Consider the following 22,983-nt stretch of genomic DNA (forward strand, 5'->3'; position numbering starts at 1 on the left):
GAGTGCACACCAAGCAATTTGAGAATTCAGACGGTGCCGACCGCGACGACATTTCCCTCGCTGATGTAACCGTCCGGATGGCGCAACGGGTTCGCCGCGTCCCGCGGGTCGAGGAACGGCGCCCAGTCGCCCGGAATCCCGAGATTCCGCGCCTGCCGCGCGAATCGTGCGCACGCGTTGCCGTAGAACCGCAGGGCCGCGGGGGAAAGCGGAGCGTGATGTTCCATGAGGATGGTGCGCTGCCGTACCGAACGCAGACCGGCCTCGCGGAGCCGGCGGTACAGGTCGCGGCCACGCAGCAGTTGCCGCGCGTACCCGGGGGACGCGGCGGACGCGCGGAAGAAGTCGGTGATCAGGAACGGGTCCGCGGGGCGCACGGTGCTCAGCGTGCCGTCGACGTCCTTGACCGCGACCAGCCCCCCGGGCCGGGTGACCCGGCGGAACTCCGAGAGGGCGCGGGCCAGTTCGGCGTCGTCGAGGTACTGGGTGGTGTTGGCGCACCACACGGCGTCGAACGAATCGTCCGGGTAGGGCAGTTGGAGCACGCTGCCGCGCCGTATCTCCGTCCGCGGCCGGGCCGGATGGTTGCGCATCCGCTCGGCGGCCCGCTCGGCGTTCTCCCCGGCCAGGTCGAGGGCGAAGATCCGGCCCCGTTCGCCGACGGACTCCGCGAGCCAGGGCAGAAAGGTGCCGCTTCCGCAGCCCGCGTCCAGGACCTGCCAGCCGGCGCGGATCCCGACCCCTTCCAGGGCCTCCCGGTAGGCATCGGCGCAGGCTTCGAAGTGCGGGTCGACGATCTCCTCGTGGGTGAAGGCGAAGCCGGTGGAGGTCGTGTAGCCGAGCGTGGCGTGATCGTCTGTCAGCATGCTGTCGCTCCGGTCGGACGGGCGGCCTGCGCCGCGGCGAGGAGGGCGGTGAGGATCTCCACGGTTTTCCCGGGCGCCTCCAGCGGGGCGAGGTGGCCGACGCCGGGGAGGGTGACGAGCCGGCCGTGGGGCAGGGCGGCGGCGCTCTCGCGGGCCTCGTCGGGGCTGACGAGTTCGTCCTCCTCGCCCCGGACGACCACGGCGGGCACGTCCGTGGCGCTCAGGGCGGCCAGGGAATCCCCGCGGGCGGCGATGGCCCGCTGCGCCCACGCGACGGAGCGCGGATCGGCCGCCCGGGCCAGGGCCGTCACCCGGTCCAGCAGCCGGGGCCGCCGGGCCCGGGTGGTGGCGCCGAGCAGGGACGGGGTGGTGTCGGCGACGATCCCGGCGCGCAGCGAGTCATCGGTGATCAGGTCGGCGAAGCGGAGGCGCGCCGCGGCCTGCTTCGGCGTGTCGGCCGCGGAGCGGGCCGCGAACAGGGCCAGGGCGCGGACGCGGTGCGGATGGCGGCGCAGGAACGACATCGCCGTATAGCCGCCCATCGAGCAGCCGGCGACGAGCGCCGAGCCGAGGCCGCGGCGGTCGAGTGCGCGGGCCAGGTCGTCGGCGACCAGGTCGAGGGAGGGGGCGGCGTCCGCCGGGAGCGGGGTGCCGCCGAAGCCGCGCTGGTCGATGGGGAGGACGCGGTGGCCGCGGGCCCGCAGCGCCCGGGCGGGCCCGTCCCACATGGCGGAGTCGAGCGGCAGGGCGTGGAGCAGGACGACGGGGAGGCCCGCGCCGGTCTTCGCATCGCTCATCGCCGGGCCGCCCGTTCCGCGTCGCCGACGAAGCGCCGGACCCGCTCGGGCAGCCGGGTGCCGCGCAGCCAGGCGAGCGTCACCGGGGCGGGCGGCAGGTCGTGCACCGGGACCGCCTTGATGCCGGGCGGCAGGGCCGCGTCGAGGGACTGGAAGGACAGATGCACCGCGAGCGTGCTCCGCAGCACTTCCAGCAGGGCGGGCACGGTGGTCATGGTGTGCGTACGGCTCAGGGCACGGCCCGTCCGGGTGTGCGGCGGTACGACGAGGTCCCAGACGTGCGGCGGGAAGTCGCCGGGGCACCGGAAGCCCTCGTGGTCGGCGACCTGTTCGAGGGAGACCGACTCCTGTGCGGCCAGGGGGTGATGGGCGCCGACGAGCACGGCGCGGCCGTCCCAGGCGACGGGTTCGCTCAGTTCGATGTCCGGATCGCGCGGGTCGTACTTCACGAGCATGAGGTCCGTCGCCCCGGCACGCAGCAGCGTGAACGGCTCGGAGACCTCGTAGGGGACGTACTCGACCGACGACCGCGGGTGGCCGGCGGCGGCCACGATGCGGGCGGCGAGGTGGGTGAAGCCGTGGACGCCGAGCCGGAGGGGGCGGGGCGGGGCGGCCGCGCCGGGGGCGGCATCGGCGGCCGCGGGTGTGCGGGTGGTCATGGGTCAGATCTCCGTGGTCAGTCCCGCGTAGGCCTGGAGTTCGTCCGGGCGGTGGACGTCGGTGTCCACGCGGAGCATGGCGAACTGATCGGCCAGGCCGGCCAGTCGGGGAACGAAGCGCAGGGTCAGGCGGTCGCCGGGGTGGATCAGCCCGTCCAGGACGGCCTCGGCGAGCAGATGGTTGAGGTGCACGAGGGCGCGTGCGACGGTCACCCTGGCGGTGGCGATGTACAGGTCGCGGTGGACGGCGGAGCGGGACCAGCCGGCACCGGACGCGGTCGCCGTACGCGGGACGGTCGCCGTACGCGGGACGGTCACCGTGGTCGCGGGCATCGCGGTCAGCTCGTGTCCGGCCTCGAAGGCCTTGAGGAGGCGGCGCAGCGTGGCCGTCGCCGTGCCCGGCGCCGGTCCGCACCAGGCGACCGAGCCGTCGCCCGCGACGTGGTCGAAGGCGAACCGCTCCCGCAGGTTGGCCGGGCTGCCGGCCAGGTACACGGTGCGGGTGAAGGAGCCGCGCCAGGCGTCACGCGCCTCCGGCGCCAGGCCGAGCGCGAAGGCGCAGGTCTCGCGCACCCAGCGGGGCAGATCGAGCCGGCCCACGACGACCACCGCCAGCACCTCGGTGCCGGTGGCGTCCGCGTGGTGGAAGCCGTCCCGCAGCTCCCGCAGGGCCTGGGCGCTGGACAGATCGAGCCGGTCGGCAAGTTCCGGGCGGGCGGTGCGGACGCGGTCCAGGGCGGAGCGCAGCAGGGCGTCCGGGGAGAGGCCGTGGGGCGGGGCCGGAGCGAGCGTGTCCGCGGGGTCGGAAGCCGTGTGGGCGAGGGCCGTCGATTCGAGGGAACTGGTCACAGGTACACCGCCGACAGAAGTCCGGGATCGGGAGCGGGCCGGCCGCGGCCCAGGAGGGAGCAGGTGAGCCGGTAGGGGTCGACGTAGGTGTGGCCCCGCCGGTGCCGGTCGAGCGTGTCGGACAGCTCGCCGGTGCCGGGCCCGGCTGCGGACCGGGAACGCTTGAGGAGCCGGGCGGCCGTGGTCAGGCAGTTGTGCAGCAGGTCGTGGCGGAACGACTGGCGCTGGCCGGGGCCGAGGGTCGCCACGAAGTACAGGCGCATGCCGAGCCGCAGCGCCTCGGTGTCGTCCCCGCACGTCTCTGCGGCCTCACCGAGCAGCACACCGGCCGTGTGCCCGCGCCAGCCGCCGTGCCGGGCCGAGGCGATCCGTCCGTCGATGGGTACCCGCCCCACGGGCACCCGGCGCACGGTGGGCCCGAGGCGGGCCAGGACGCGGTTGAGCAGCTGGTAGTCGGTGTCCAGCTCGCGGTCGTAGAGCAGGACGACCTCGTCGTACCAGGGCACGAGCGGCAGCAGTTCGCGCAGGGCGCAGGCGAGGTAGTTGGGCCGCCCGTCCGAGGTGATGATGCGGCGCAGCGGCATGCCGTACCGGGTGAGGTCGAGGTAGACCGGGCCGCCGCAGTCGCGCTGGTCGAGGACGAGGCCCGTGGCGGCGAGCTGTTCGACCATCTCCTCCAGGGCGAGGCCCGGCGGCTGGTGTGCCCGGAGGCCGGGGTCGTGCATGCCGAGCCGCTCGTAGTGCCCGGCCCACAGCTCCAGCAGGCGCCGGCTCGCGGGGTGGGTCCAGCCGCTGTGCTCGACGGCGTCCCGGTACGGTCGCAGCGCCTGCGCGCTCTGCGGCTGCGCCTCGGACCGGTAGCGCACGTAGAGTTCGCCGATCTCCTCCTCGGAGAGCCGTGCGTAGTCGGTCGTGCCGGGGGTCCGGTCGAGGTACTCCCAGAAGCCGACCGTCTGCTCGGTGACGTGGTAGGTGGTGTGGCTGTAGCGGTACGTCACCTCGGCGAGCCGCGCCGTGGCCCGGAACATGACGTCGGTCCACAGCAGCCCCTTGAGGTGGCTGGGGGTCAGGGGTTTGGTGGGGGTCACCGTGACCGGGGCCAGCAGGACGTTCTTGCGGGGCGGCATCCTCATCCTCCTTTCCGCACGGCGGCTGTGAGGGTCTCCAGGAGTTCGGCCCGGGTGGGGGGCGAGGCTCCGGGAGACGGGGCGGGGTCCGCGGGCACGTGGCGTATCCGGCTCCGGAAGCGCTCGTCGGCGAGGAGCCGCGCGGGGGTGGTCAGGCTCGTCCGGGCGCGGGTGACGCCCCGCCATATGACCGGGTCGGTGGCGGTGGCCGCGATCGCCGCCGCCCAGAGGTCCGGGGGCACCGGCGGCGCCGGGGGGCGCCGGGACGCCGGGGGCTCCCCCGCCGCCGCCCGCCACCGCTCGGCGCGCGCCCATGAGTCGTGGACGCCCTGCTCGTACCAGGGGCGCAGGAGCGCGTCGGTGAGGTCCGCTGCGGCGCGACCCAGCTCGGCCGGGGCCGGGTGCCGGTCGATCAGGTCCGCGAGCCGGAAGGCATGGGTGAGGGCGAGGGAGAGCCCGCGGCCGAACATCGGGTCGGTGACGCAGGCGGCGTCCCCGGCCCGGAGGAGGCCTCTGAGGGGTGAGGCGGCCCGCAGGAGGTTCGGCGGCATGCCGATCACCCGCACCGGGCCCATCGGCTCCACGGCGCTCTCGTCGACCCACGGGAGGAGATCCGGCGAGATCCGGCAGGCGGCGGTGAAGGCGGCGGGGTCGCGCAGTGCCGTCGTGGCGCGGTCGCCGGGCAGGGTGCCGAGGGTGAGGGCGAACACGTCGTTGTCCGCCGGATGCGCCACGGCCGAGTAGTGGCCCCAGATGCCGCCGGCCGCGTTGCCCCGGTTGAGCGGGCCCGGCGGTGAGCCGCCGGGCTCGCGCAGCCGGTAGAAGCGGCCGAAGGCGCGCAGGTGGCTGGCGCCGGTGCGGTCCTTCCCGGCCGGGACGCCGGCGGCGGCGAGCCAGGTCCGGGACGCGCAGCGGCGGCCGGAGGCGTCCACGACCAGGTCGGCGGCGAGGCTCTCGCCGGAGTCCGTGACGGCTCCGGTCGCCCGGTCGGCGCCGAGCAGGAGCCCGGTGACCGCGGTGCCGTGGCTGATGGTCACCGTGGGCAGGGCGCTCGCGCAGCGGTGGAGGACGAGGTCCAGCACCGAGCGGCGGCAGAACAAGGTGGCCAGGTCCGCGTCGTCGACCTCGCCGGGCGCCGCCGCCGCGAGGTCCAGCAGCCGCGCCCCCTCGTCCAGCAGCGCGGTCAGCACCTCGGGTGCGTGCCGCCGCAGCGTCCGTACCCCGAGCGCGTTGAGGATGTGGTCGTGCGCGGCCTGCGGCACCTCCGGTCGCCGCCACAGCTCCGCGCTCTTGCCGGCGGGCCCGTCCGGGGGCGCCTCCCCCCGTTCCAGCACCCGGACCCGGTGGCCGCGTCCGCCGAGCGCCAGCGCCAGGGCGAGACCGGCGGTGCCGCCGCCCGCGATCACGATGGCCGCCATGATCAGCGTCTCCGGCCGTGCACGAAGAACACCCGGCGTACCGCGGCGACGTCGCGTGGCGGCACCGGGTCCGGCCACCGCCCGTAGTCGGCGCCCGTCTCGCCCGGCTGGCTGGCGTGCACGTCGAAGCCGTACTGCGCGAACAGCGCCTCCGGCTCGTCGGTGCCGAACACCCAGGGGCAGCCCCAGCCGCTGAACACATCGAGGAGGCCCTGCATATGAGGGAGCGTCAGCGCGGCCCGGTTGACGATGTCGGCCGCGATCCGGCTGCCGGGCGCGGAGATCGCCGCGACCCGCTCCAGCATGCGGCGGGAGTCGGCCTCGGGGATGTAGTAGAGCAGGCCCTCCAGCAGCCAGGTCGAGGGCACGGTCGGGTCGTACCCGGCCGCGCCGAGCCGGTCCTCCCAGTCGTCGTCGGTGAGGTCGACGGCGACCGTGCGGTGGTCGACGCGGGGCGGGATCCCGCGCAGCCGCTCGGCCTTGAAGTCGAGCACGGACGGGCGGTCGACCTCGAAGTAGCGGATGTGGCCGGGCCAGGGCAGCCGGTAGGCGCGCGAGTCCATGCCGGCCGGGGCCAGCACGATCTGCGTGGTCTCCGGCGCCCGGGCGGCGTCCTGCAGCAGATCGTCGAAGAACCGGGTGCGGATGGCGTTGTAGTCCGGGGTGCTGGGCAGGGAGCGCGGCCGGTCCGGCGGGAAGGTCGCGGCCCGGATCTCGGCCAGCAGGTCCGGCCCGTCGTCTCCGGCCAGTCCGGCGGCGTACGGGTCCTCGTACAGCCGGTCCGGGCGGCGGGTCTCCGCCGCGCGCAGGGCGGCGGTGAGCAGGGCGGTGCGTTCGACGGGGTTGAGCACGGGCATGGGGAGGGCTCCTGGTCGGGGGCGGCGCGAGGACGCGGGGGCGTTGACGGGACCGGGGGAAGGTTCGGGAACGGGGGGTGTGGGTGGGGCCGGGGGAGGTTCGGAAGCGCGCGGGCGGGGCCCGGGGTGGCCCGCGGGCCTGCCGGGAGCGGGTCGGCCCGCCGGACGGGCTGCGGTGGTTCGCTGCGCGGGGGTCAGCGGGTGGGCGTGGGCGCCGAGCCGGATGCCGTGCCGGTCAGCCGCTGCCACAGGGCGTCGTCCTGCCGGAACAGCCGGTCCTTCACCTGCGTCGGCCGGATTCCCGTGCCGACCGCCGTGTGCCAGTCGCGGGTGAACGCCTCGCGGTCCAGCAGCCGGACCGCCGGCCGCCCCAGCCGGCCGGCGCCCCGGGCGTGGCGGTAGCCGGCGGACTCGGCGGCGAGGGCGCGGTCCAGTTCGTCGGTGAAGCGGGCGGTCTCCCGCTGGTGCCAGGGGCTGCCGGGCGCGATCGCGAAGACGTACCGGGGGGTGCCGTCGGTGTCCGGTTCGACCCGGCACGCCACGTTGCGCAGGCCGAGCCCGCCGGAGCCCAGCGCGGTGTGCAGGGCCCGTACGACCTGGGCGTCCCGCAGCCGCTCGCCCGCCGCGTCGGAGCGCACGCCCCGGCCCGCGTACGCCACGCGCGGCACCCCGCCCACCCGGTCGATCACCCGGACCACGTCGCCGGCGGTGTACCGGTAGAACCCGCCGACATGGCTGAAGATCACGTGGTAGTCCTGCCCGGCCTCGATCTCGTGCGGCAGCAGGGTCGCGCTGCCGGGGGTGAGGTCGTTGTCGGCGGGGACGAACTCGTACACCGCGGCCGAGGCGACGAGGCTGCCGGCCGAGGGGTGCCGGTCCAGCGCCACGCCGGTCGGGCCCTCGGAGGCCGCCACCGGTGCGGGCAGCAGGGTGACATCGTTGCCGAACTCCGCGCGCAGTGCGGGGAGGTAGAGCGAGGCGACGCCGGTGGTCCAGCAGAACAGCGCGCGCAACCGGGGCCACACATGCGCGGGGCGCACCGTCCCGAAGTAGTCGGCGAGGCGCTCCAGTTGGTCCGCCCGCGCCGCGTCGGGCGCGCGGTGCGGCAGGCCGCCCAGGGTGCCGTCGCGGACCTCTTTCACGATCCGCGGCCACCACAGGTTCAGCTGGTACGGCACCGCGGCGATCATCGCGGGGTTGATGCCGATCAGGCAGCGCAGATCGCTCTGCACGGCCAGCCGCAGCCGCAGATAGGCCCGTTCGAGGTGGTCGCCGGGGTCGGTGGGCACGGGCAGGACGGCCCAGGGCGCCCCGGTGCCCGGTTCGGCGGAGAGCGGCTCGCCGAAGCGGGCGCCGAAGTCGACCTGGCTGGCGCCCACATGGGGGTGGCCGTCGGCCGTGGTGGGCGGGGCGGTGAGCGGATCGTGCTTGAGGTTGAGGACGGCGTCGGGCCGCTGGAGCACCTCGGGGAAGTGCTCGATCAGCGGGGCCCAGGCCGCGAAGTAGAACGGCATGAAGGTGGTGCTCATGAAGCGCGGGGTGACGGGCACCTTCTTGTGTGCTCCGGTGCTGCCGCTGCTGGTGAAGTAGACCTCGGGCGCGTCGGCCGTGAGCAGGCCCCGCTCGCCGGCGGCGGTCCGCTCGATCAGGGGGGCGTGGGCGGCGTAGTCCTGGAGCGGGACGGCGGCGCGGAAGTCGTCCATCGTGCGGATGCGGGCGAACCCGTGCCGCCGGCCGAACTCGGTGTCCGCGTTGAAGTCCAGCAGGTCGGCCAGGGCCCGTGCCTGGGCGTGCGCCATGTCGCCGTTCTCGGCGGCGAGCCGCTCGCGCGCGGCGTACACGCGCTCGCGGTAGCGACCGGCGTGGCCGGGGGTGTGCCATACGGAGGGGGCGTTCACGCGGTGAGCACCTCCCGTACGGCCTCGGCGGCGCGGTCGGCGCTGGGCTGTTCCGGCAGTTCGGTCACCGGGAGGTCGTGCACCTCCTCCAGCAGCAGCTTGCGCAGATCCCGCTGATAGCGCTCGAACCCGGCCATGTCACCTTCGTCGCCGTCGTATTCAAGGGAGTTGAGGTCCGCGCCGTCGCCGCGCCGCCGCCAGGCGGAGGACGGCGAGACATCGAGGTAGACCACCCGGTCCGGCTGCGGGAACGTGCGCCACCAGTCGTACATCAGGGTGTCCCGGACCCCGGCCATCCGGCACTTCGCGAGGATCTTGTAGTAGTACGAGTCCACGAGCACCGGCACCCGCGGGTCCCGTCCGTGCACCTGGTCCCGCATGTGCACCACGGCCGTCTGGAGCACGCTGGCCAGGAAGTCCGCCGAGTAGGCGGTGCCGAGGCCGGGCAGCAGGTGGTCCTGGAGGTCGCGGCGGAGCCGGGTGATCAGGGTGTGCTCGGGGGCGACGAAGGCGCTGTCCGTCGACATCAGCCGCCACTCGGGCAGCAGCCCGGCGAGGCGGCGCATCACCGACGACTTGCCGGCTCCGTCGGGGCCGAGCAGGACGAAGAACGGGCCGCCGGCCGTCATGCCGTGACCCCCTTGACGCGCTCGGCCAGTCGCTGCCGCAACTCCGCCGCCTCCCCCACCGCGACGGGATGCCCCACGAGTTCCAGCATCGGCAGATCGGAGACGTGGTCGCCGTAGGCCCAGCAGTCGCGCGGGTCGACGTCGGGGCGGGACGCCAGCTGCCCCAGCACGGCGGCGCGTTTGCCGGCGCCGATGACCGGGGTCTCGACCTCGCCGGTGTAGCGGCCGTCGGCGACGAGCGGGCGGGTGCAGAGGACTGTGTCGGCGCCCACCTCACGCGCGAGGGGCGCGAGCAGCGGCGGGAAGGAGCCGGAGACGAGGACGACGCTCGCACCGGCGGCGCGGTGAGCGGTCAGGGCTTCCCGGGTCGACTCGATGTAGAAGTCCCGGCCGGAGGAGGTGCGTTCGGCGAACCAGTCCTCGGCGAGTTCGCCGATCGTCTCCACCGGCTCGCCGGCGTAGTGGCCGTAGTAGAAGCGGTTGATGTCCTCGCGGGGGGTGCCGTCGGCGGCCCGGCGGCGGACCTCCGCCATGATCCGCTCGTACTCCCGCTCCCCGGCCGCGCCCCGCCGGCGCACCAACTGGTGGTGGAGGAAGTCGAACATGCTCTTGACGGTGATCAGGGTCTCGTCGACGTCACTGAAGACCAGGTAGGGGCGGCCCGCAGCCGGCCTGCGGCTGGGTTCTGACATGTAGGGCTCCTTCTTGATGCCGGCCGGTGGCCCGCTGCGCATCCGGGCCACCGGCTGTCACTCGGTACACATCTCGGTCACGCGATACGGACGTCGGCCGATTCCGGTTGCTTCGCCGCGGCCAGGATCGCCGCGGTGTCCTGGAGGGACCGTTCGGCCGCCCGGGTCTCCTTGGCGTGGGAGACCTGGGTGTCGAAGGCGGTGAACCGGACCTCCATCACGGCGGCCTCCCCGCCGCCCTGGAGCACGGCGAGTTCGCAGGAGAACGTCGTCCGGGTGCGGTGCGGTGAGCGGTGCGAGAGGATCGTGCACCGCACGGTCGCGGGCAGCGGGAAGAGGAAGTTGCGGTAGCGGGTGGCGAAGGTGTCGATCACGAAGTAGTTCTTGCCGACCGTCTCCGGCGGCAGGTAGTGCTGCTCGGCGACCGCGATGAACATCTGCCGCCCGGCCTCCATGACCAGCATGCCCTGCATGTGCTGGCCGGTGAGGTGGTCGGACATCACCTCGTTGCCGGAGTCCACCAGCAGGTCCGACTCGAACGAGCCGGGGCCGGTCTGCCGGGGCAGGGAGATCAGCACGTTCTCCGCCCGGTGCTTGTGCGCGATCTCCCGCCCGGCACGGTCCCGCAGCGCCCGGTCGTCGATGACGACCGCGTCCGTGAGGCCGCGCCGGGCCAGGGTGTCGCGGATGAACTGGACGTCGAACGGGGACACCCCCTGCCCGAGCGTCACCGAGGCCGCGCCGCTGCCGCCGGGGAACGCGCCCTCCCTTATCCGCCGGGCGAGCTGCGAGACCGTCAGTACGCCTTCGCGCCGGGCGAATTCGGCGAAGACGTCGCCCACGAGGAAGAGGGGGGCCGCTTCCGCCTCGGTGCGGCGGGGGGCCTCATGCATCTCGGAGGACACGGCGAACGCCCCTCACTCGGAGAGCCGGCGGCTCAGTTCCGGAAACCTGGGGTCGCTGCCCAGGGCGCCGCCCTCCGCCCAGCGGCCGCGCGGCACCTCCTGGATGTACACGGTGATCTTGTCCAGGGGGGCTCCCGTGACGCGCCGGACGGTACGGGTCAGCTCCTCCAGGAGTTCCTGCGCCTGGGCGTCGTCCTGACCGTCCCAGGTGGTGACGGAGATGATGGGCATGGGGCTTCTCCTGTGCTGAATGCCGGTGGGTACGCGGTGGGGTCAGGGCTGCGGGGCGGCGGTGGTCCGCAGGTTCTGGAAGGACGCGCCGCGCAGCTTGAGGTGTGCGTGGATGTCGCCGCCGAGGCCGAACTCGCCGATGGCGCCGCCGTAGCTGCGCTGGTAGCTCATCCACAGCACGACCACGTTGATGATCCGGTTGGCCCCGGGCAGTGCGGGGTCCGGGAACGGGTCGGGCAAGGTCGCGTGGTAGCGGCCGTTCCCGTCGGCGTCGGTGACGAAGACGTTCGGCACTCCGAGCGGGCCCGGCCGGGTCGGCCCGGCGGGGTCCAGGTCGCGGGTGCGCAGCGACATCACGGTGTAGACGCTGTCCGGGACGAGCCGGGAGAACTCGAAGCCGAACGTCCCCCGGTGGCCGTCAGGGGTGACCCCGACCTCCAGGGTGCCGCTCGCCCGCATCCAGGCGCCGAAGGTCACCGGGGCGGTGACCTTCGGCCCGTCCTCGGGACGCAGATCCGGGATGGGCACCTCGTGGAAGGCGTGGCTGGGCCGCTCGACCCGGTGGGCCTGCGGCAACTGCTCCGGTGCGAACACCATGGCGTAGTTGTTGCACGGCAGGGGCAGCGGAAGCGTGTACAGGACGAGGTCCTTGTCGGCCCCGTCGGGCTCGGTGTCCAGCTCCCGGACCACGGTGTACGGGGCGAGCGTGCCGAACTCGGGCAGCGGGCTGTCCGGGGAGACGACGGCCGCGCCCCACTCCGGCCGGGTCGTACCGTCCCGGGCGGTCCGGTTGATCATCCCGACCACCACGAAGTTGCCGTCGGCGTCCATGACTTCGCTCGGCGGGTAGAGCGGGCCCTGGGTGGTGAGGCTGAGCCGGTGCGTCTCCGTGGCGCCCGGGGTCGTGGTCCAGGGGGCCGCGACGGTCTCAGGCATCGGCGCGCTGGTAGACGCGGGTGTAGAGACCGTTCTCGCCGCCGACGATGAAGCGGTCGCCGGCCTGCTGGACGATGTCCTGGTACTCGGCCGAGGTGAAGACCTTCTGGTATTCCTCCGGCTCGCAGTCGAAGCCCGCCACGAACATCACGCCGGGCTGGGTGCTGAGCAGCGTGTGGTACGCCAGGAACGTGGTGACCGGCTCGGCGCGGCGGACGACGTCGAAGATGGTGTTCTCGCGCCACTCGCGGTAGGCCGGGTACTCCTTCGGCTTGACCTCGATGTAGCGCAGCTGGACGTACGGCGTCAGGGGCAGCGGGTCGGCGGTGTCCTTGGGGGCCTCGACGAACTCCAGGAGCTGGCGCCGGAAGTCGCTGACCAGGTCCGCCGAGACGGCGTCCCACAGCTTCCGCCAGCCCGCCGACAGCGCTTCCAGCTCGGCGTGGTCCTTGACGGGCGTGATTTCGAGAACGTTGTCGCCGTCCGCGCTGCGGAACAGGGTGCGGCCGGCCAGCGGTTCCTTCGCGTTCAGTTCGCGCCAGCGGGCCAGAACCTCGTCCGTCTTGCCGGGAGCGACGCCAACTTCGTTGAGAATGAGCAGAGTGGCGGACATCGTTATCCCTCTCGATGAATTTCGAAATAAAATGCTGGTGACGTCACGACCATTGAGATGCCGGCGCAGGGATCGCCACGAAGAATGGCGAGAATGCATGGCCGGGACGGCGCTCGGGCCGGATCCCGGAGCGCGTCAGGCTACGGCGACGCCCTTGGCCACGAGTACCGCGGCCGCCTCGGCGACGGTCTGCTCGGGGACGAGTTCGCCCGTCTCGATCTCGATGCCGAAGGATTTCTGGAGACGCAGGGCGAGTTCCTCCAGCAGGAGCGAGTCGATCTCCATGGCCTCGAAAGTCGTGTCCGGCGTGACATCCGCCGTCGGCACGTTCAGTTCCGTCAGGAGCACGACGATGCGGGCGGCGATCGAATTACCCATATCTTCCTCCGCGGGTCGCTGGGAACGCCGACTTCGAATTCAGGGCTTTGAATCCCATCGCGTCCCATGGATCCAATCCTGGGATCTGCGTCCGGGTGGAGGAAGTGTCTCCCCATGATGGTGGTGGCAACACCACCATCCGTGAAACCGGGTCGCGGCCCGGTCCCTCTTACGGGGTGCTTCCCGGAGCGATGCGCCGGTGTCCCGTACCGGCGCCCGCCGTCCCCAAGGTAGGGCTAAGGCGGCCCCGAGGCGGATACGCCCGCGAACTCCCGCGCCTTTATGGCCGCGGCGGCGCGGGGCTGGGCTATGTACACGGTCAGTACCGACTCGGAGAACTCCGGCATGCGCATCAGCAGGCGGTCGAAGACCATCACCCCGGTGTGCGGGTGGGCGAATCTGCGCACGTTCTGATAGGGGTCCTCGACCTCGTGCCGGTCCCACAGTTCGGCGAACTTCGGGCTCGCCCGGCGCAGCCGATCCGCGATCCTGCCGAATTCCGGGTCGTCCGGGAAACGGGCCGCCTGTGCCCGGAAGTTGGTGACCAGCCCCCGAGCCACCTTTTCGGTGTCGGGATACTTCGCCCGGGTTTCCGCTTCGGTGAAGAACTTCTCCAGGCAGTTGTCCCCGCTCGCATTGAGACGGAACAGCGAGCGGGCGGATCCGTTGGCCAATTCGATACGCCCGTACCGATCGGTGAGGTAGGCGGGACTGGAGGACCAGCTCTCGACGAGCGCGCGCATGTGCGGGAACATGCCGCCTGGGGGCTTCCCGTCCGTGTGCCGGGGCGGGTTGAGCCCGGCCAGCCGGAAGAAATACCGGCGCTCACCATCGTCCAACCGCAGGGCGTTGCTGATGGCGTGCACGATTCCCTCGGAGACATTGATGTCCCGGCCCTGTTCCAGCCAGGTGTACCAGGACACCCCGACACCCGCGAGCGCCGCGACCTCTTCCCGGCGCAGTCCGGGGGTGCGCCGTCGCTCGACGTTCACCAGACCGACTTCTTCGGGTGATATTCCCTCCCGGCGGGTCCGCAGGAAATGCCGCAGCTTCGCCCGACGTAAAGGTCCGGATAAGTGCGGAGGTGCAGTTGACTGCATGTATCGACCTCTCTTCTTGAATCCATCCGACCCGGAATGATCTCACTATATTTTTTAGTTAAACGGAAGGCCCCACTCAAGCCCGACGGCGATTTTCGGCAATGGCCGCCCGGGCGTGACGGCGGCGGACCCGGTACCGGAACCACTGGTGGTGGTGCCACCCTGGTGGACACGCACTCCCTCCCTGCCGGCACCGGCGGGAGACTGGTCGCCATGGTCCCCACGACGCGGTACACCACGAACGACACGGCGAGCGGCGCGAGGGCGGGTACGGCCCGGCGTGTCGTGGTGCGCGGCGAGACCGCCCCGCTGCGCCTGTTCTGCTTTCACCATGCGGGCGGCAGCGCCTGGTCCTTCGCGGGCTGGGGGCACCGGCTCGGGCGCGGGATCGACGTGGTGCCGGTGTCCCTGCCCCCGCGGTCGGCGTCCGCGGCGGACTCCCCCGGATCCGTCGGCACGATGGACGACCTGGTCCGCGAGGTGGCCGGGCGGCTCGCTCCCGCCCTCGACGAGCCCCACGCCTTCTACGGCCACAGCATGGGTGCGCTGATCGCCTACGAGGTGGCCCAACGGCGCCTCGCCGCCGGCCGCCGGCCGCCCGTCTGCTTCGTGACCGGCGCCCACCGCGCACCGCATCTGCCGGCCCCCGACCTGACCACGGACCTGTCGGACACCGCGCTGGAGTTGCTGCTGGGCCTGGGCGGAGCCGGCCGGCTGCTGCGGGAGGACCCCCGGCGGATGCGGGACGTGGTGAACCGGCTCCGTCAGGATCTGCTGGTCGGCGCCACCTACCGGTACCCGGCGGCGGAACGCCGGCCGCTGCCGTGTCCGGTTCAGGTGTTCCACGGCAGCGACGACCCGTTGGTTCCCACCGCGCACGCGGCAGCCTGGGAGCGCCATGCGGCGGGATCCTTCTCGCTGCGCCTGATGCCCGGAGGTCATTTCTTCCACAAGGAACACAAGGAGCTTTTCTTCGGGGAGTTGGGGCGGGCCCTGCGGGCGGCGGACGCCGCTCACCGGCGGTGAGGCGCTGAACTCCGGGCGTTCCCGGGCTCGTTGACCGCCGTTCTTCAGCGAGTACCCATGCCCGGCACACCTGTGCGCAAACCGTACTGAAGTGTGATTCTCGCCGCTGACATTGCGTTTTCGTCCGGCCTACATTTCGTTGGCATGGATACCACGACCTCCAGGTCCGGCAGCAAGAAGCAGCGACGCAATGAGCTGACGCACTTTCTGCGCAGCCGCCGCGCCGCGCTCTCCCCCGCCGATGTCGGAATGGGGTCGGCCGGCGGTCGCACCCGGGCGGGTCTGCGCCGGGAGGAGGTCGCGGTCCTGGCCGGGGTGAGCGCCTCCTGGTACGCGTGGCTGGAGCAGGGCCGCCCCATCAACGTCTCGGACGGGATCCTGGACGCGATCAGCCGCGCGTTACGCCTCACCGAGCGCGAGCGCGTCCATCTGTACCGGCTCGCCGACACCAATCCCCCGCTGCCGGCGCCGCGTGCGGACCCGTCGGACACCGAGGTCCTCCAGCGGGTGGTCGACACCCAGGCATCGGGTCCGGCGTGCGTCATCGACCGGTACTGGGACATCCTCACGGTCAACGAGCAGGCCGCCAGGGTGCTTCACCTGGGGCAGGACGGCAACGAGAACTTCCTGACCGGCCTGTTCACGGGATCCCACGGCCGCCGGTACGTCGATCTGCCCCAGGTGGCCCGTCAGATGACCGCCCGCTTCCGCCTCCAGACGTCCTACCTCGCCGACGATCCGCGATACGAGCAGATAGCCGACCGGCTCTCCGCCGACAGCCCGCGGTTCGCCGAGTTGTGGGCCCGTCACGAGGTCGAGGAGTTCGTGCCCACGACCGTCGAGCTGGACCATCCCGGCCAGGGCCCCGTCTCCTACGCGCTGTACACGATGGATCTCGACGAAGCCTCCTCCGTCCGGCTGCTGATGTATCTGCCGCCGGGCGGCACCGACCCGCAGCCGGCCTGGACGTAACGTTTCCTCAGGGAGCGGCGGGCCCGGCCCGGGAAGGTGGTGTTCCCACCACCACCGGGGCCGGTCACAGCGCCGGCACGGTCTGGCAGGGCGGTGTCCGGCCGCCCGATAATCGTCATACGCCTCGGTACGTCCTCGCGACGGCGCCGCATCCGCGCCGTCCCGCGTACCCGGCCACGTGTGCCGTCCCTCCCCCGTTCCCCGGCCGGAGGGCGGCACCTTCCGACGGGCCCGGTCTGACGCCCGGCACCCGAAATCAGGGAGGCCCCCCTTGGCATTCGCGCTGTCCCACGGACTTCTCGCGCGGGAAGGACTTCTGGCGAAGGAGGCGGCGGTATGAGCAGGGCCGCGGTCCTCGCCGGACTCGGCACCTACGTGCCGCCCCGCGTCGTCACCAACGACGATCTCGCCCGCACCACGGACACCTCCGACGAATGGATCCGCTCCCGCACGGGCATCACCCGGCGCCACTGGGCCGATCCCGGCACCGCCACCGGCGACCTGGCCGTCGAGGCGGGCGGGCGGGCGCTGAAGTCGGCCGGCTCCGGCGATGTCGACCTGGTCGTCGTCGCCACGACCACGCCGGATCACCCCTGCCCGGCGACCGCGCCCGACGTCGCCCACCGGCTGGGCCTGAACTCGGTCGCCGCGTACGACGTCGCCGCCGTGTGCAGCGGTTTCGTCTACGCGATGGCGTCCGCGGCGGGCGCCATCGCCGCCGGGATCGCCGAACGCGTGCTGGTCATCGGGGCGGAGACCTACTCCACGATCCTCAACCCCGAGGACCGCACCACCTCGGTGATCTTCGGTGACGGCGCCGGAGCCGTGGTGCTGCGGGCCGGCGAACCGACCGAGCCGGGCGCGCTGCTCGGACACGACCTGGGGAGCGACGGCTCGCTCAAGGACCTGATCATCGTCCCGGCCGGCGGCTCCCGGCAGCCGGCCGCCGCGGTGACCGGCTCCGGCGCCCGCCCCGCCGAGACGTACTTCCACATGGAGGGCAAGCCGGTCTTCCGGCACGCCGTGACCCGCATGGCGGCCTCGTCCCGGGCCATGCTCGATCGGGCCGGCTGGGCCCCGGAGTCGGTGGACTGGTTCGTCGGCCACCAGGCGAACGTCCGGATCCTGCACGCCGTCGCCGACCAGCTCGGCATGGCCCGCGACCGCACGGTCGTCAACCTCGACCGGGTCGGCAACACCTCGGCGGCCTCCATCCCGCTGGCACTCGGCGACGCCGTCTCCGGGGGCCTGCTGACGCCCGGCGACCGCGTCCTGATGAGCGCTTTCGGAGGCGGCGTGACCTGGGGCTCCACGGCCCTGGTGTGGCCGGAGATCGCGGTGGGCTAGCCGCGCTTCACCCTGGCGGCCGCCGGCGCAGGAGACCGGCGGCCGCCGTCCCTGTCCGGCGGCCGCCCCGCCGTGACCGATCACCAAGACCAAGGAGCTGGACGATGCCCGAATCCCAGGCCGGTCCCACCCCGTTGCGCATCGCCGTCCTCGGCGCCGGCAACATCGGCCGCCCGCTGGGCCGCCACTGGCTGGCCGCCGGTCACACCGTGACCTTCGGTTCCCGGACTCCCGAGCGGCTCGCCGCCCTCGTCGCGGAGTCGGGCGAGCGGGCGCGGGCGGCCACGTACCCGGACGCGGTGGACGCGGGTGACGTGGTGCTGCTGGCGGTGCCGCGTCCGCATCTGGAGGAGGTGCTGGCGCAGGTGGCCGACCGGCTGACCGGGAAGACCGTGATCGACGCGACGAGCCCGATCGGGCTCTCGGCGGACGGCTTGTTCGTGTCCGAGCTGGGCCCGGGACTGACCCAGGGCAGCTGGTCGGCGAAGCGGCTGCCGGGCAGTTCGGTGGCGCGGGCGTTCTGCCACTTCCCGGACGAGCTGCTGTGGTCGCGCGGGACGCGGCAACGGCACTTCTGGGGAATGGCGGTCGCCGCGGACGACGCGGACGCGCTGCGGATCACGGAACGCCTCGTCCACGACGCGGGCTTCGTCCCCGTACCGCTCGGCGGCCTGGACGAGTCCGCGGCGCTGGAGCCCGGTGGCGCGCTCTTCGGACACTTCTCGACGGCGGCCGGCCTGCGCAGGGCCGCGGGCATCGGCGGCTGACGCCCGTACGGCGGCGGCCGCGTCCCCGGACGCGGCCGCGTCGTCGCGCGTCACCCGGAAAACGCAGCGACCGCCTGTCCCGACCGGCCGGAGCCGGACGGGGCAGGCGGTCGTCGCATGACCGGATCTCCCTGCTCGGCGCCGGTCAGCGCTCCGTGCCGGCCTGACCGGCGGCGATCGGCAGGGACTCCGCGGGGACCGGCTCCTGCCGGACGGGCACCGGCTTCTTCCTCGGGTTGGACCAGCGCCGGGTGATCGGGCGCTCGATCAGGGCGTACAGCGCCCAGGACGCGAGGATCGAGACGCCGAGGGCGAGCAGCATCATGGCCGCGGCCTGCGGTGGGGTGTACGTCTTGCTGCCGAGCAGCCGCCACACGCCTTCCAGCACGGTGAAGTGCACGAGATAGAAGGCGAAGGAGATGTCGCCGAGCCAGACCGTCACCTTGTTGCGGAAGAGGGTGAAGCGACCCTCGTCGTCCGCGATGGCGCCGGCGGCGATGAGGATGGCGGCCGGGATGACGCAGACGGCGCGCGAGGAGTACATGTACGGCGTGAAGTAGCCGAGCACGTAGCTGGCGACGAGCAGCGCACCGGCCCAGACCATCCCGATGTTGCGCCAGCGCCCCGACATCACCGAGCGGGCCACCAGGATGCCGAGTGCGAAGTCCAGTACCCGCGGGAACGGCAGGATGTACGAGACGAAGTACTGGTTCACCGAGGTCTCGGGCTCCATGGGCATGAACACGGAACCGGCCGGGACGAGCTGGGTGGACAGAAACGGCGTGGCGATGATGGCGAGGCCGACGATCGCCACCCAGAGATTGATCCGGTGGACCGGGATCTTCTTGATCAGGCGGAGCAGGAGCGGGAAGGACAGATAGAAGATCGCCTCGACCGCCAGGGACCAACCGGCCGGATTCACCCCGAAGTTGATGGAGAAGTCCGGGTAGTACACCTGGAGCATGAAGAAGTTGAGCACCCCGATCTTCATGTCGGTGATCGGTGCCGCGAAGACCACCATGGCCAGGACCCAGACCACCAGGTAGTTGGGGACGATCTTGAGGAACCGGCGGCGCCAGAAGCGCGGCGCGGTGTCCGTGTCCCGGGCCGACCAGGTCAGCACGAAGCCGCTGAGCACGAAGAAGAAGCTGACGCCGAGGGCGCCGGCGTGGTGTACGGAGCGGTAGTAGTCGTGCACGTTCTCGGGGCTGAGCCAGGGCACGCCCAGGAAACCGAGCAGCGCCGCATGGTAGAGAAAAACCACGAAAGCGGCGGGAAAACGCAGCCCGGTGAGCGTGTTGAGGCGAGTGACCCGGGAGCGCCCCGTCGCACTCATTCGGTCTGTCGACACGTATCTACTCCTTGGGAAATGCGGGGTCCGGACAATCGCAAGCTACCCGACCCTTCCCTCCGATACAGGGGTGGCTCCATCCGGTTACTCCCAGCACCACCGGGGCGACTACCAGGCATTTTGCGATGGGTGGTGGTCCTACCACCATGACTGGGAAACACTTCCCGAAGACTCGGTGCGCCCGCGATGATGGCCCCATACCCACCTCACCCCAGCGATCCACCAAACAATTCCCCGACCCCTTCAGCGAATTCCTTAATTAATTCATCGCAGGAATATCCCACCGGGAGCAGGAATGTCCCACGGTGCGACCGGTCAGCCGGCCTCGCAGCTCTCATCCCCACCACCCCGCCCCTCGCAGCCGGCCGGACCGGCGAAGGACTCGGCGCTGCGCGGCTGGCTGGCCGTGGCCGGACTGGCCCTCGGGGTCTTCTCCTTCGTCACGACCGAGACCCTGCCGATCGGACTGCTGCCGTCGATCGCCGACGGCACGTCGGTGTCGGTCGGCGCGGCGGGCTTTCTGGTGACCGGCTTCGCCATGGTCGCGGCGGCGACAGCGGCGCCGCTGACCACGCTGACGGGCCGGATGGACCGCAAGTGGCTGCTCGCGACGCTGATGACCCTGTACATCGCCGGCAATCTGCTGGCGACGGTGGCCGCCACCTATCCGCTGCTGCTGGCCGCCCGCATCATCGTGGCGCTGGCCCACGGTGTCTTCTGGTCCATCGCCGTGTCGATCGCCGTACGGCTGGTGCCCGAGCGGCACGCCGTGCGCGCGACCTCGGTGGTGCTCGGCGGGATCTCGCTGGCCTCGGTCGCGGGCACGCCGCTGGGTACCGCGATAGGCCAGTCGACGAGCTGGCACGTGGCGTTCGGGTGCGTGGGTCTGCTCGGTGTGCCGGTGCTGGCGGCGGCGCTGCTGTTCATGCCGGCGCTGCCGGCGCGGGGCAGCGGCAACCTGCGCACGCTCCTCCATGTCCTGCGCCATCGCACCCTGTTGGCGGCGATCGGCGTGACGGCGCTCGTGATGAGCGGGCACTTCCTGGCCTTCACCTATGTGACGCCCTATCTGGAGGAGGTCACGGGTGTCCGGTCGTCGCTGATCAGCGTGCTGCTGCTGGCCTTCGGCGTGGCTGGGCTGGTGGGCAACTTCGCGGCGGGTGCGGTGGTGGCGCGTGCGCTGCGGGGCAGCCTGATCGGCAGCAGCGGGCTGCTGGCCGTCGTCCTGGCGGTGATGTGGGCGGGCGGTGCGAGCGCCCCGCTCGCCGTGACGATGCTGGTGTGCTGGGGCATGCTGTACGCGGCTTTGCCGGTGGCGCTCCAGACGTGGGTGCTGCAAGCCGTCCCCGAGGAGAGCGAGGCGGCTTCCTCGTGGTACGTGGCGGCTTTCAACGGTGCCATCGGTGTCGGGTCGTTGATCGGCGGGCTGATCACGAACGCGTCGGGGCAGCGGCCGACCATGCTCGCGGCGGCGGTGTTCGCGGCGGGCGCGACGGCGCTGGCCGTGGCGTGCGGGCGGGGCCGCGCACAGCAGCGGGACTGAGCCCGCCCGCGGCCCCTCTCCCCCGCCCGGGGCGCGCCTGTCCGGCGCGCCCCGCCCGTCTCACGGCTGCCGGCGCCGGTTCCACTCGGCCATCAGGCCGAACAGGGTGAGCCGGTCGACCACCGGCTGATCGGGGTGGATCTCGCGGTAGCGCCGGTAGACGTTGGCCACGACGCGTTCGGCGTCGAGCCAGTCGGCGTACTCGGCGAGATCGACGCCGAACGCCGCCTCCTGGAAGTCGAGCCCCTTGGCGTACGCGGCGTCGGCCTGCTCGACGACATGGCGGAAGTAGTCCCGCACGGCGCGGATCCCGTCGGCGTCGGTCACCGGGCCGTGGCCCGGGACCACGGTCGTCGCGCCGAGGCCGATCATCGTGTCGCAGGCGTCGATCCAGCCGGCGACGGGGCCGCTCCAGACGACGGGCGTGCACCCGATGAACAGCAGGTCACCGGCGAAGAGCACGCCCGCGTCGGGGACGTGCACCACGGTGTCGGCCGCGGTGTGGGCGGGCCCGAGGTTGAGCAGCCGCACCTCACGGCCGCCCACCTCGACGGTGAGGCGCCGGTCGAAGGTCCGGTCGGGCGTGCGCAGCCGGATGCCGCCGAAGTCGAACGCGGCGAAGCGCTCGCGCAGGTACGGCGTGAGCGTCGGCCCGAGGTCCATCACCTGAAGGGCCGCGGTCATCTCCGGCGCCATCTCGCCGCGCATCTCGTGTGCCGTGCCCTCGGCGGCGATGAGGCGGGTCGCCTCGGGCAGCAGCTGGCCGCCGTGGGTGTGGTCGCCGTTGGCGTGGGTGAGCACGGCGTGGCTCAGCGGGTGCCGGTCGGTGACCGGCCGCATGCCGGAGAGCATCTCGGCGGTGAGCGGCAGATCGTAGAGCGTGTCGACCAGCAGGGCGGCGCCGTCGCCCGCGACCAGCCCCGCGTTGCTCATGCCGTAGCCGCCGTCCGGCAGCAGCCACGCCCAGACACCGTCGCCGACCTGGTGCAGTCCCTTGGTGAAGGGCAGGGCGGAGGGGGCCGGGTTGACTCGCGGACGGCGGGGCCGGGCGGTGGCGGGGCCGGGGCGGGCGGCGAGGGGATGCGGTGCGGTGCCGGCCCGTACGGTCTGCCGGACCTCGCCGAGCCCGTCGGCGCGCAGCGACACCACGTCACCGTCCTTGAGCCAGCCGCGGAACGCCGCGAGGTCGCCGAGGTCGAGGTGTTCGAGCAGACAGCAGCCGGGCACGGTGCCCGAACCGAAGACGTCCCCCGGCCGCAGCTCGACCCCGCGGGAGGCGTACGAGACGACCTCGGGGAACGTCCAGTCCATGGCGTCGGTACGGCCCTCGCCGACCGTCTCGCCGTTGACCTCGGCCCGCACCCCCAGCGCGAGCCTGCCGTCCGGGCCGATGGGCAGCTCATCGGGGGTGACCAGCCACGGTCCGAGCGTGGCGGCGCCGTCCTTGCCCTTCGCCTGGCCGATCTTGAGCTGGCTCTCCAGGCCCTGGAGGTCGCGGGCGCTCCAGTCGCAGAAGAGGGCGTAGCCGGCGATATGACCTGCCGCCTGTTCGGGCGTCAGATCGCGGCCGGCGGTGCCGATCACCGCGGCGATCTCCAGCTCGAAGTCGAACCAGGCGCTGCCGGGCGAGATGGTCACGTCGTCGTGGGGGCCGATGACGGAGGCGGGGTTGGCGAAGTAGAAGGCCGGGATCTGATACCAGGTCGGCCCCAGCTCCCCGGTGTCGCCGACCGCGCGGAGGCCGCCGCGCATGTGGTCGAGGAAGCAGAGGCAGTCCCGTACGGACGGCGGCCTGGGGATGGGGGCGCGCAGCGTGACGTCGGCGAGGGCGACGGTCCCGGCGGGCTCGGCGAGGGCCCGCTCACCGGCCTGCCGCAGTGCGGGGCCGAGCAGTTCGGTCAGGGTCGTGCCCGGCGGAAACGCATGGATCAGGTCACCGTCGAGGACACCGGTGCGGTCGCCGTCGGCGGTGGCGTAGGTGACGAAGCGCAAAACGACCTCCTTCGAGCCGGCCTGTGTTGG

General features: G+C 72.5%; 23 protein-coding genes. 5 read left to right on the forward strand and 18 right to left on the reverse strand.

All coding sequences use genetic code 11. The features are described 5' to 3' along the window. Window positions 1-26 precede the first annotated feature (26 nt). The 16 genes from ABT345_RS24110 to ABT345_RS24185 form a co-directional block, all read right to left on the reverse strand. On the reverse strand, window positions 27-866 hold the full coding sequence (locus tag ABT345_RS24110) for a class I SAM-dependent methyltransferase (RefSeq protein WP_345091444.1): 840 nt from the start codon (window positions 864-866) through the stop codon (window positions 27-29). Continuing rightward, a complete protein-coding gene (locus ABT345_RS24115) occupies window positions 860-1,663 on the reverse strand; it encodes an alpha/beta fold hydrolase (RefSeq protein ID WP_345091447.1) in 804 nt (267 codons plus the stop codon). The genes ABT345_RS24110 and ABT345_RS24115 overlap by 7 nt, the downstream gene beginning before the upstream one ends. Continuing rightward, window positions 1,660-2,322 (reverse strand): LysR substrate-binding domain-containing protein, encoded by a 663-nt coding sequence (locus ABT345_RS24120; RefSeq protein ID WP_345091450.1) that lies wholly within the window; start codon window positions 2,320-2,322, stop codon window positions 1,660-1,662. The genes ABT345_RS24115 and ABT345_RS24120 overlap by 4 nt, the downstream gene beginning before the upstream one ends. Window positions 2,323-2,325: 3 nt before the next feature. Further along, entirely contained in the window at window positions 2,326-3,171 is an 846-nt protein-coding gene (locus tag ABT345_RS24125; protein WP_345091453.1) for a DUF6182 family protein, read from the reverse strand. Further along, window positions 3,168-4,298 (reverse strand): hypothetical protein, encoded by a 1,131-nt coding sequence (locus ABT345_RS24130; protein WP_345091456.1) that lies wholly within the window; start codon window positions 4,296-4,298, stop codon window positions 3,168-3,170. Before ABT345_RS24130 ends, ABT345_RS24125 begins: the two co-directional genes overlap by 4 nt. 2 nt (window positions 4,299-4,300) lie before the next feature. Then, complete coding sequence (locus ABT345_RS24135) at window positions 4,301-5,716, reverse strand: NAD(P)/FAD-dependent oxidoreductase (RefSeq protein WP_345091460.1); 1,416 nt, start codon at window positions 5,714-5,716, stop codon at window positions 4,301-4,303. 2 nt (window positions 5,717-5,718) lie between these two features. After that, complete coding sequence (locus tag ABT345_RS24140) at window positions 5,719-6,573, reverse strand: class I SAM-dependent methyltransferase (protein ID WP_345091462.1); 855 nt, start codon at window positions 6,571-6,573, stop codon at window positions 5,719-5,721. Between the two features lie 194 nt (window positions 6,574-6,767). Further along, on the reverse strand, window positions 6,768-8,471 hold the full coding sequence (locus ABT345_RS24145; RefSeq protein WP_386459759.1) for a GH3 family acyl-acid amido synthetase: 1,704 nt from the start codon (window positions 8,469-8,471) through the stop codon (window positions 6,768-6,770). Beyond that, window positions 8,468-9,100: a hypothetical protein gene (locus ABT345_RS24150; RefSeq protein ID WP_345091465.1), complete on the reverse strand. Its 633-nt coding sequence runs from the start codon at window positions 9,098-9,100 to the stop codon at window positions 8,468-8,470. Before ABT345_RS24150 ends, ABT345_RS24145 begins: the two co-directional genes overlap by 4 nt. Beyond that, a complete protein-coding gene (locus ABT345_RS24155) occupies window positions 9,097-9,792 on the reverse strand; it encodes an HAD family hydrolase (protein ID WP_345091468.1) in 696 nt (231 codons plus the stop codon). Before ABT345_RS24155 ends, ABT345_RS24150 begins: the two co-directional genes overlap by 4 nt. Window positions 9,793-9,869: 77 nt before the next feature. Then, complete coding sequence (locus ABT345_RS24160; RefSeq protein WP_345091470.1) at window positions 9,870-10,697, reverse strand: AfsA-related hotdog domain-containing protein; 828 nt, start codon at window positions 10,695-10,697, stop codon at window positions 9,870-9,872. A 12-nt stretch (window positions 10,698-10,709) separates the two neighbouring features. Further along, window positions 10,710-10,928 carry a tautomerase family protein gene (locus tag ABT345_RS24165; RefSeq protein WP_345091473.1) on the reverse strand — a complete coding sequence of 73 codons (219 nt, stop codon included), beginning with the start codon at window positions 10,926-10,928 and terminating at the stop codon, window positions 10,710-10,712. Between the two features lie 42 nt (window positions 10,929-10,970). Continuing rightward, window positions 10,971-11,864, reverse strand: coding sequence for a hypothetical protein (locus tag ABT345_RS24170; RefSeq protein WP_345091476.1), 894 nt, complete (start codon window positions 11,862-11,864; stop codon window positions 10,971-10,973). Further along, a complete protein-coding gene (locus ABT345_RS24175; protein WP_345091478.1) occupies window positions 11,857-12,477 on the reverse strand; it encodes a hypothetical protein in 621 nt (206 codons plus the stop codon). Before ABT345_RS24175 ends, ABT345_RS24170 begins: the two co-directional genes overlap by 8 nt. A gap of 135 nt (window positions 12,478-12,612) precedes the next feature. Next, entirely contained in the window at window positions 12,613-12,855 is a 243-nt protein-coding gene (locus tag ABT345_RS24180) for a phosphopantetheine-binding protein (RefSeq protein ID WP_345091480.1), read from the reverse strand. A gap of 236 nt (window positions 12,856-13,091) precedes the next feature. Beyond that, a complete protein-coding gene (locus ABT345_RS24185) occupies window positions 13,092-13,847 on the reverse strand; it encodes a helix-turn-helix transcriptional regulator (RefSeq protein ID WP_386459766.1) in 756 nt (251 codons plus the stop codon). 321 nt (window positions 13,848-14,168) lie between these two features. Here ABT345_RS24185 and ABT345_RS24190 point away from each other — a divergent pair, with 321 nt between their 5' ends. From ABT345_RS24190 to ABT345_RS24205, 4 genes are all read left to right on the forward strand, one after another. After that, window positions 14,169-14,981, forward strand: coding sequence for a thioesterase II family protein (locus ABT345_RS24190; protein WP_345091487.1), 813 nt, complete (start codon window positions 14,169-14,171; stop codon window positions 14,979-14,981). A gap of 144 nt (window positions 14,982-15,125) precedes the next feature. After that, complete coding sequence (locus ABT345_RS24195) at window positions 15,126-15,953, forward strand: helix-turn-helix transcriptional regulator (RefSeq protein ID WP_345091490.1); 828 nt, start codon at window positions 15,126-15,128, stop codon at window positions 15,951-15,953. A 336-nt stretch (window positions 15,954-16,289) separates the two neighbouring features. Next, on the forward strand, window positions 16,290-17,300 hold the full coding sequence (locus ABT345_RS24200; protein WP_345091492.1) for a beta-ketoacyl-ACP synthase III: 1,011 nt from the start codon (window positions 16,290-16,292) through the stop codon (window positions 17,298-17,300). 104 nt (window positions 17,301-17,404) lie between these two features. After that, entirely contained in the window at window positions 17,405-18,067 is a 663-nt protein-coding gene (locus ABT345_RS24205; RefSeq protein ID WP_345091494.1) for an NADPH-dependent F420 reductase, read from the forward strand. A 145-nt stretch (window positions 18,068-18,212) separates the two neighbouring features. Here ABT345_RS24205 and ABT345_RS24210 read toward each other — a convergent pair whose 3' ends face one another. After that, on the reverse strand, window positions 18,213-19,418 hold the full coding sequence (locus tag ABT345_RS24210) for an acyltransferase family protein (RefSeq protein WP_345091496.1): 1,206 nt from the start codon (window positions 19,416-19,418) through the stop codon (window positions 18,213-18,215). 295 nt (window positions 19,419-19,713) lie between these two features. Between ABT345_RS24210 and ABT345_RS24215 the strand changes: the two genes are divergently transcribed. Continuing rightward, window positions 19,714-20,961: an MFS transporter gene (locus tag ABT345_RS24215; RefSeq protein WP_345091499.1), complete on the forward strand. Its 1,248-nt coding sequence runs from the start codon at window positions 19,714-19,716 to the stop codon at window positions 20,959-20,961. Between the two features lie 60 nt (window positions 20,962-21,021). Here the strand turns inward: ABT345_RS24215 and ABT345_RS24220 are convergent, their stop codons facing one another. Beyond that, entirely contained in the window at window positions 21,022-22,953 is a 1,932-nt protein-coding gene (locus ABT345_RS24220) for a fumarylacetoacetate hydrolase family protein (RefSeq protein ID WP_345091501.1), read from the reverse strand. Window positions 22,954-22,983 lie beyond the last annotated feature (30 nt).

Origin of the sequence: Streptomyces sp. NPDC000404, assembly GCF_040300365.1 — a bacterium.
Taxonomy (GTDB): Bacteria; Actinomycetota; Actinomycetes; order Streptomycetales; family Streptomycetaceae; genus Streptomyces; species Streptomyces ramulosus.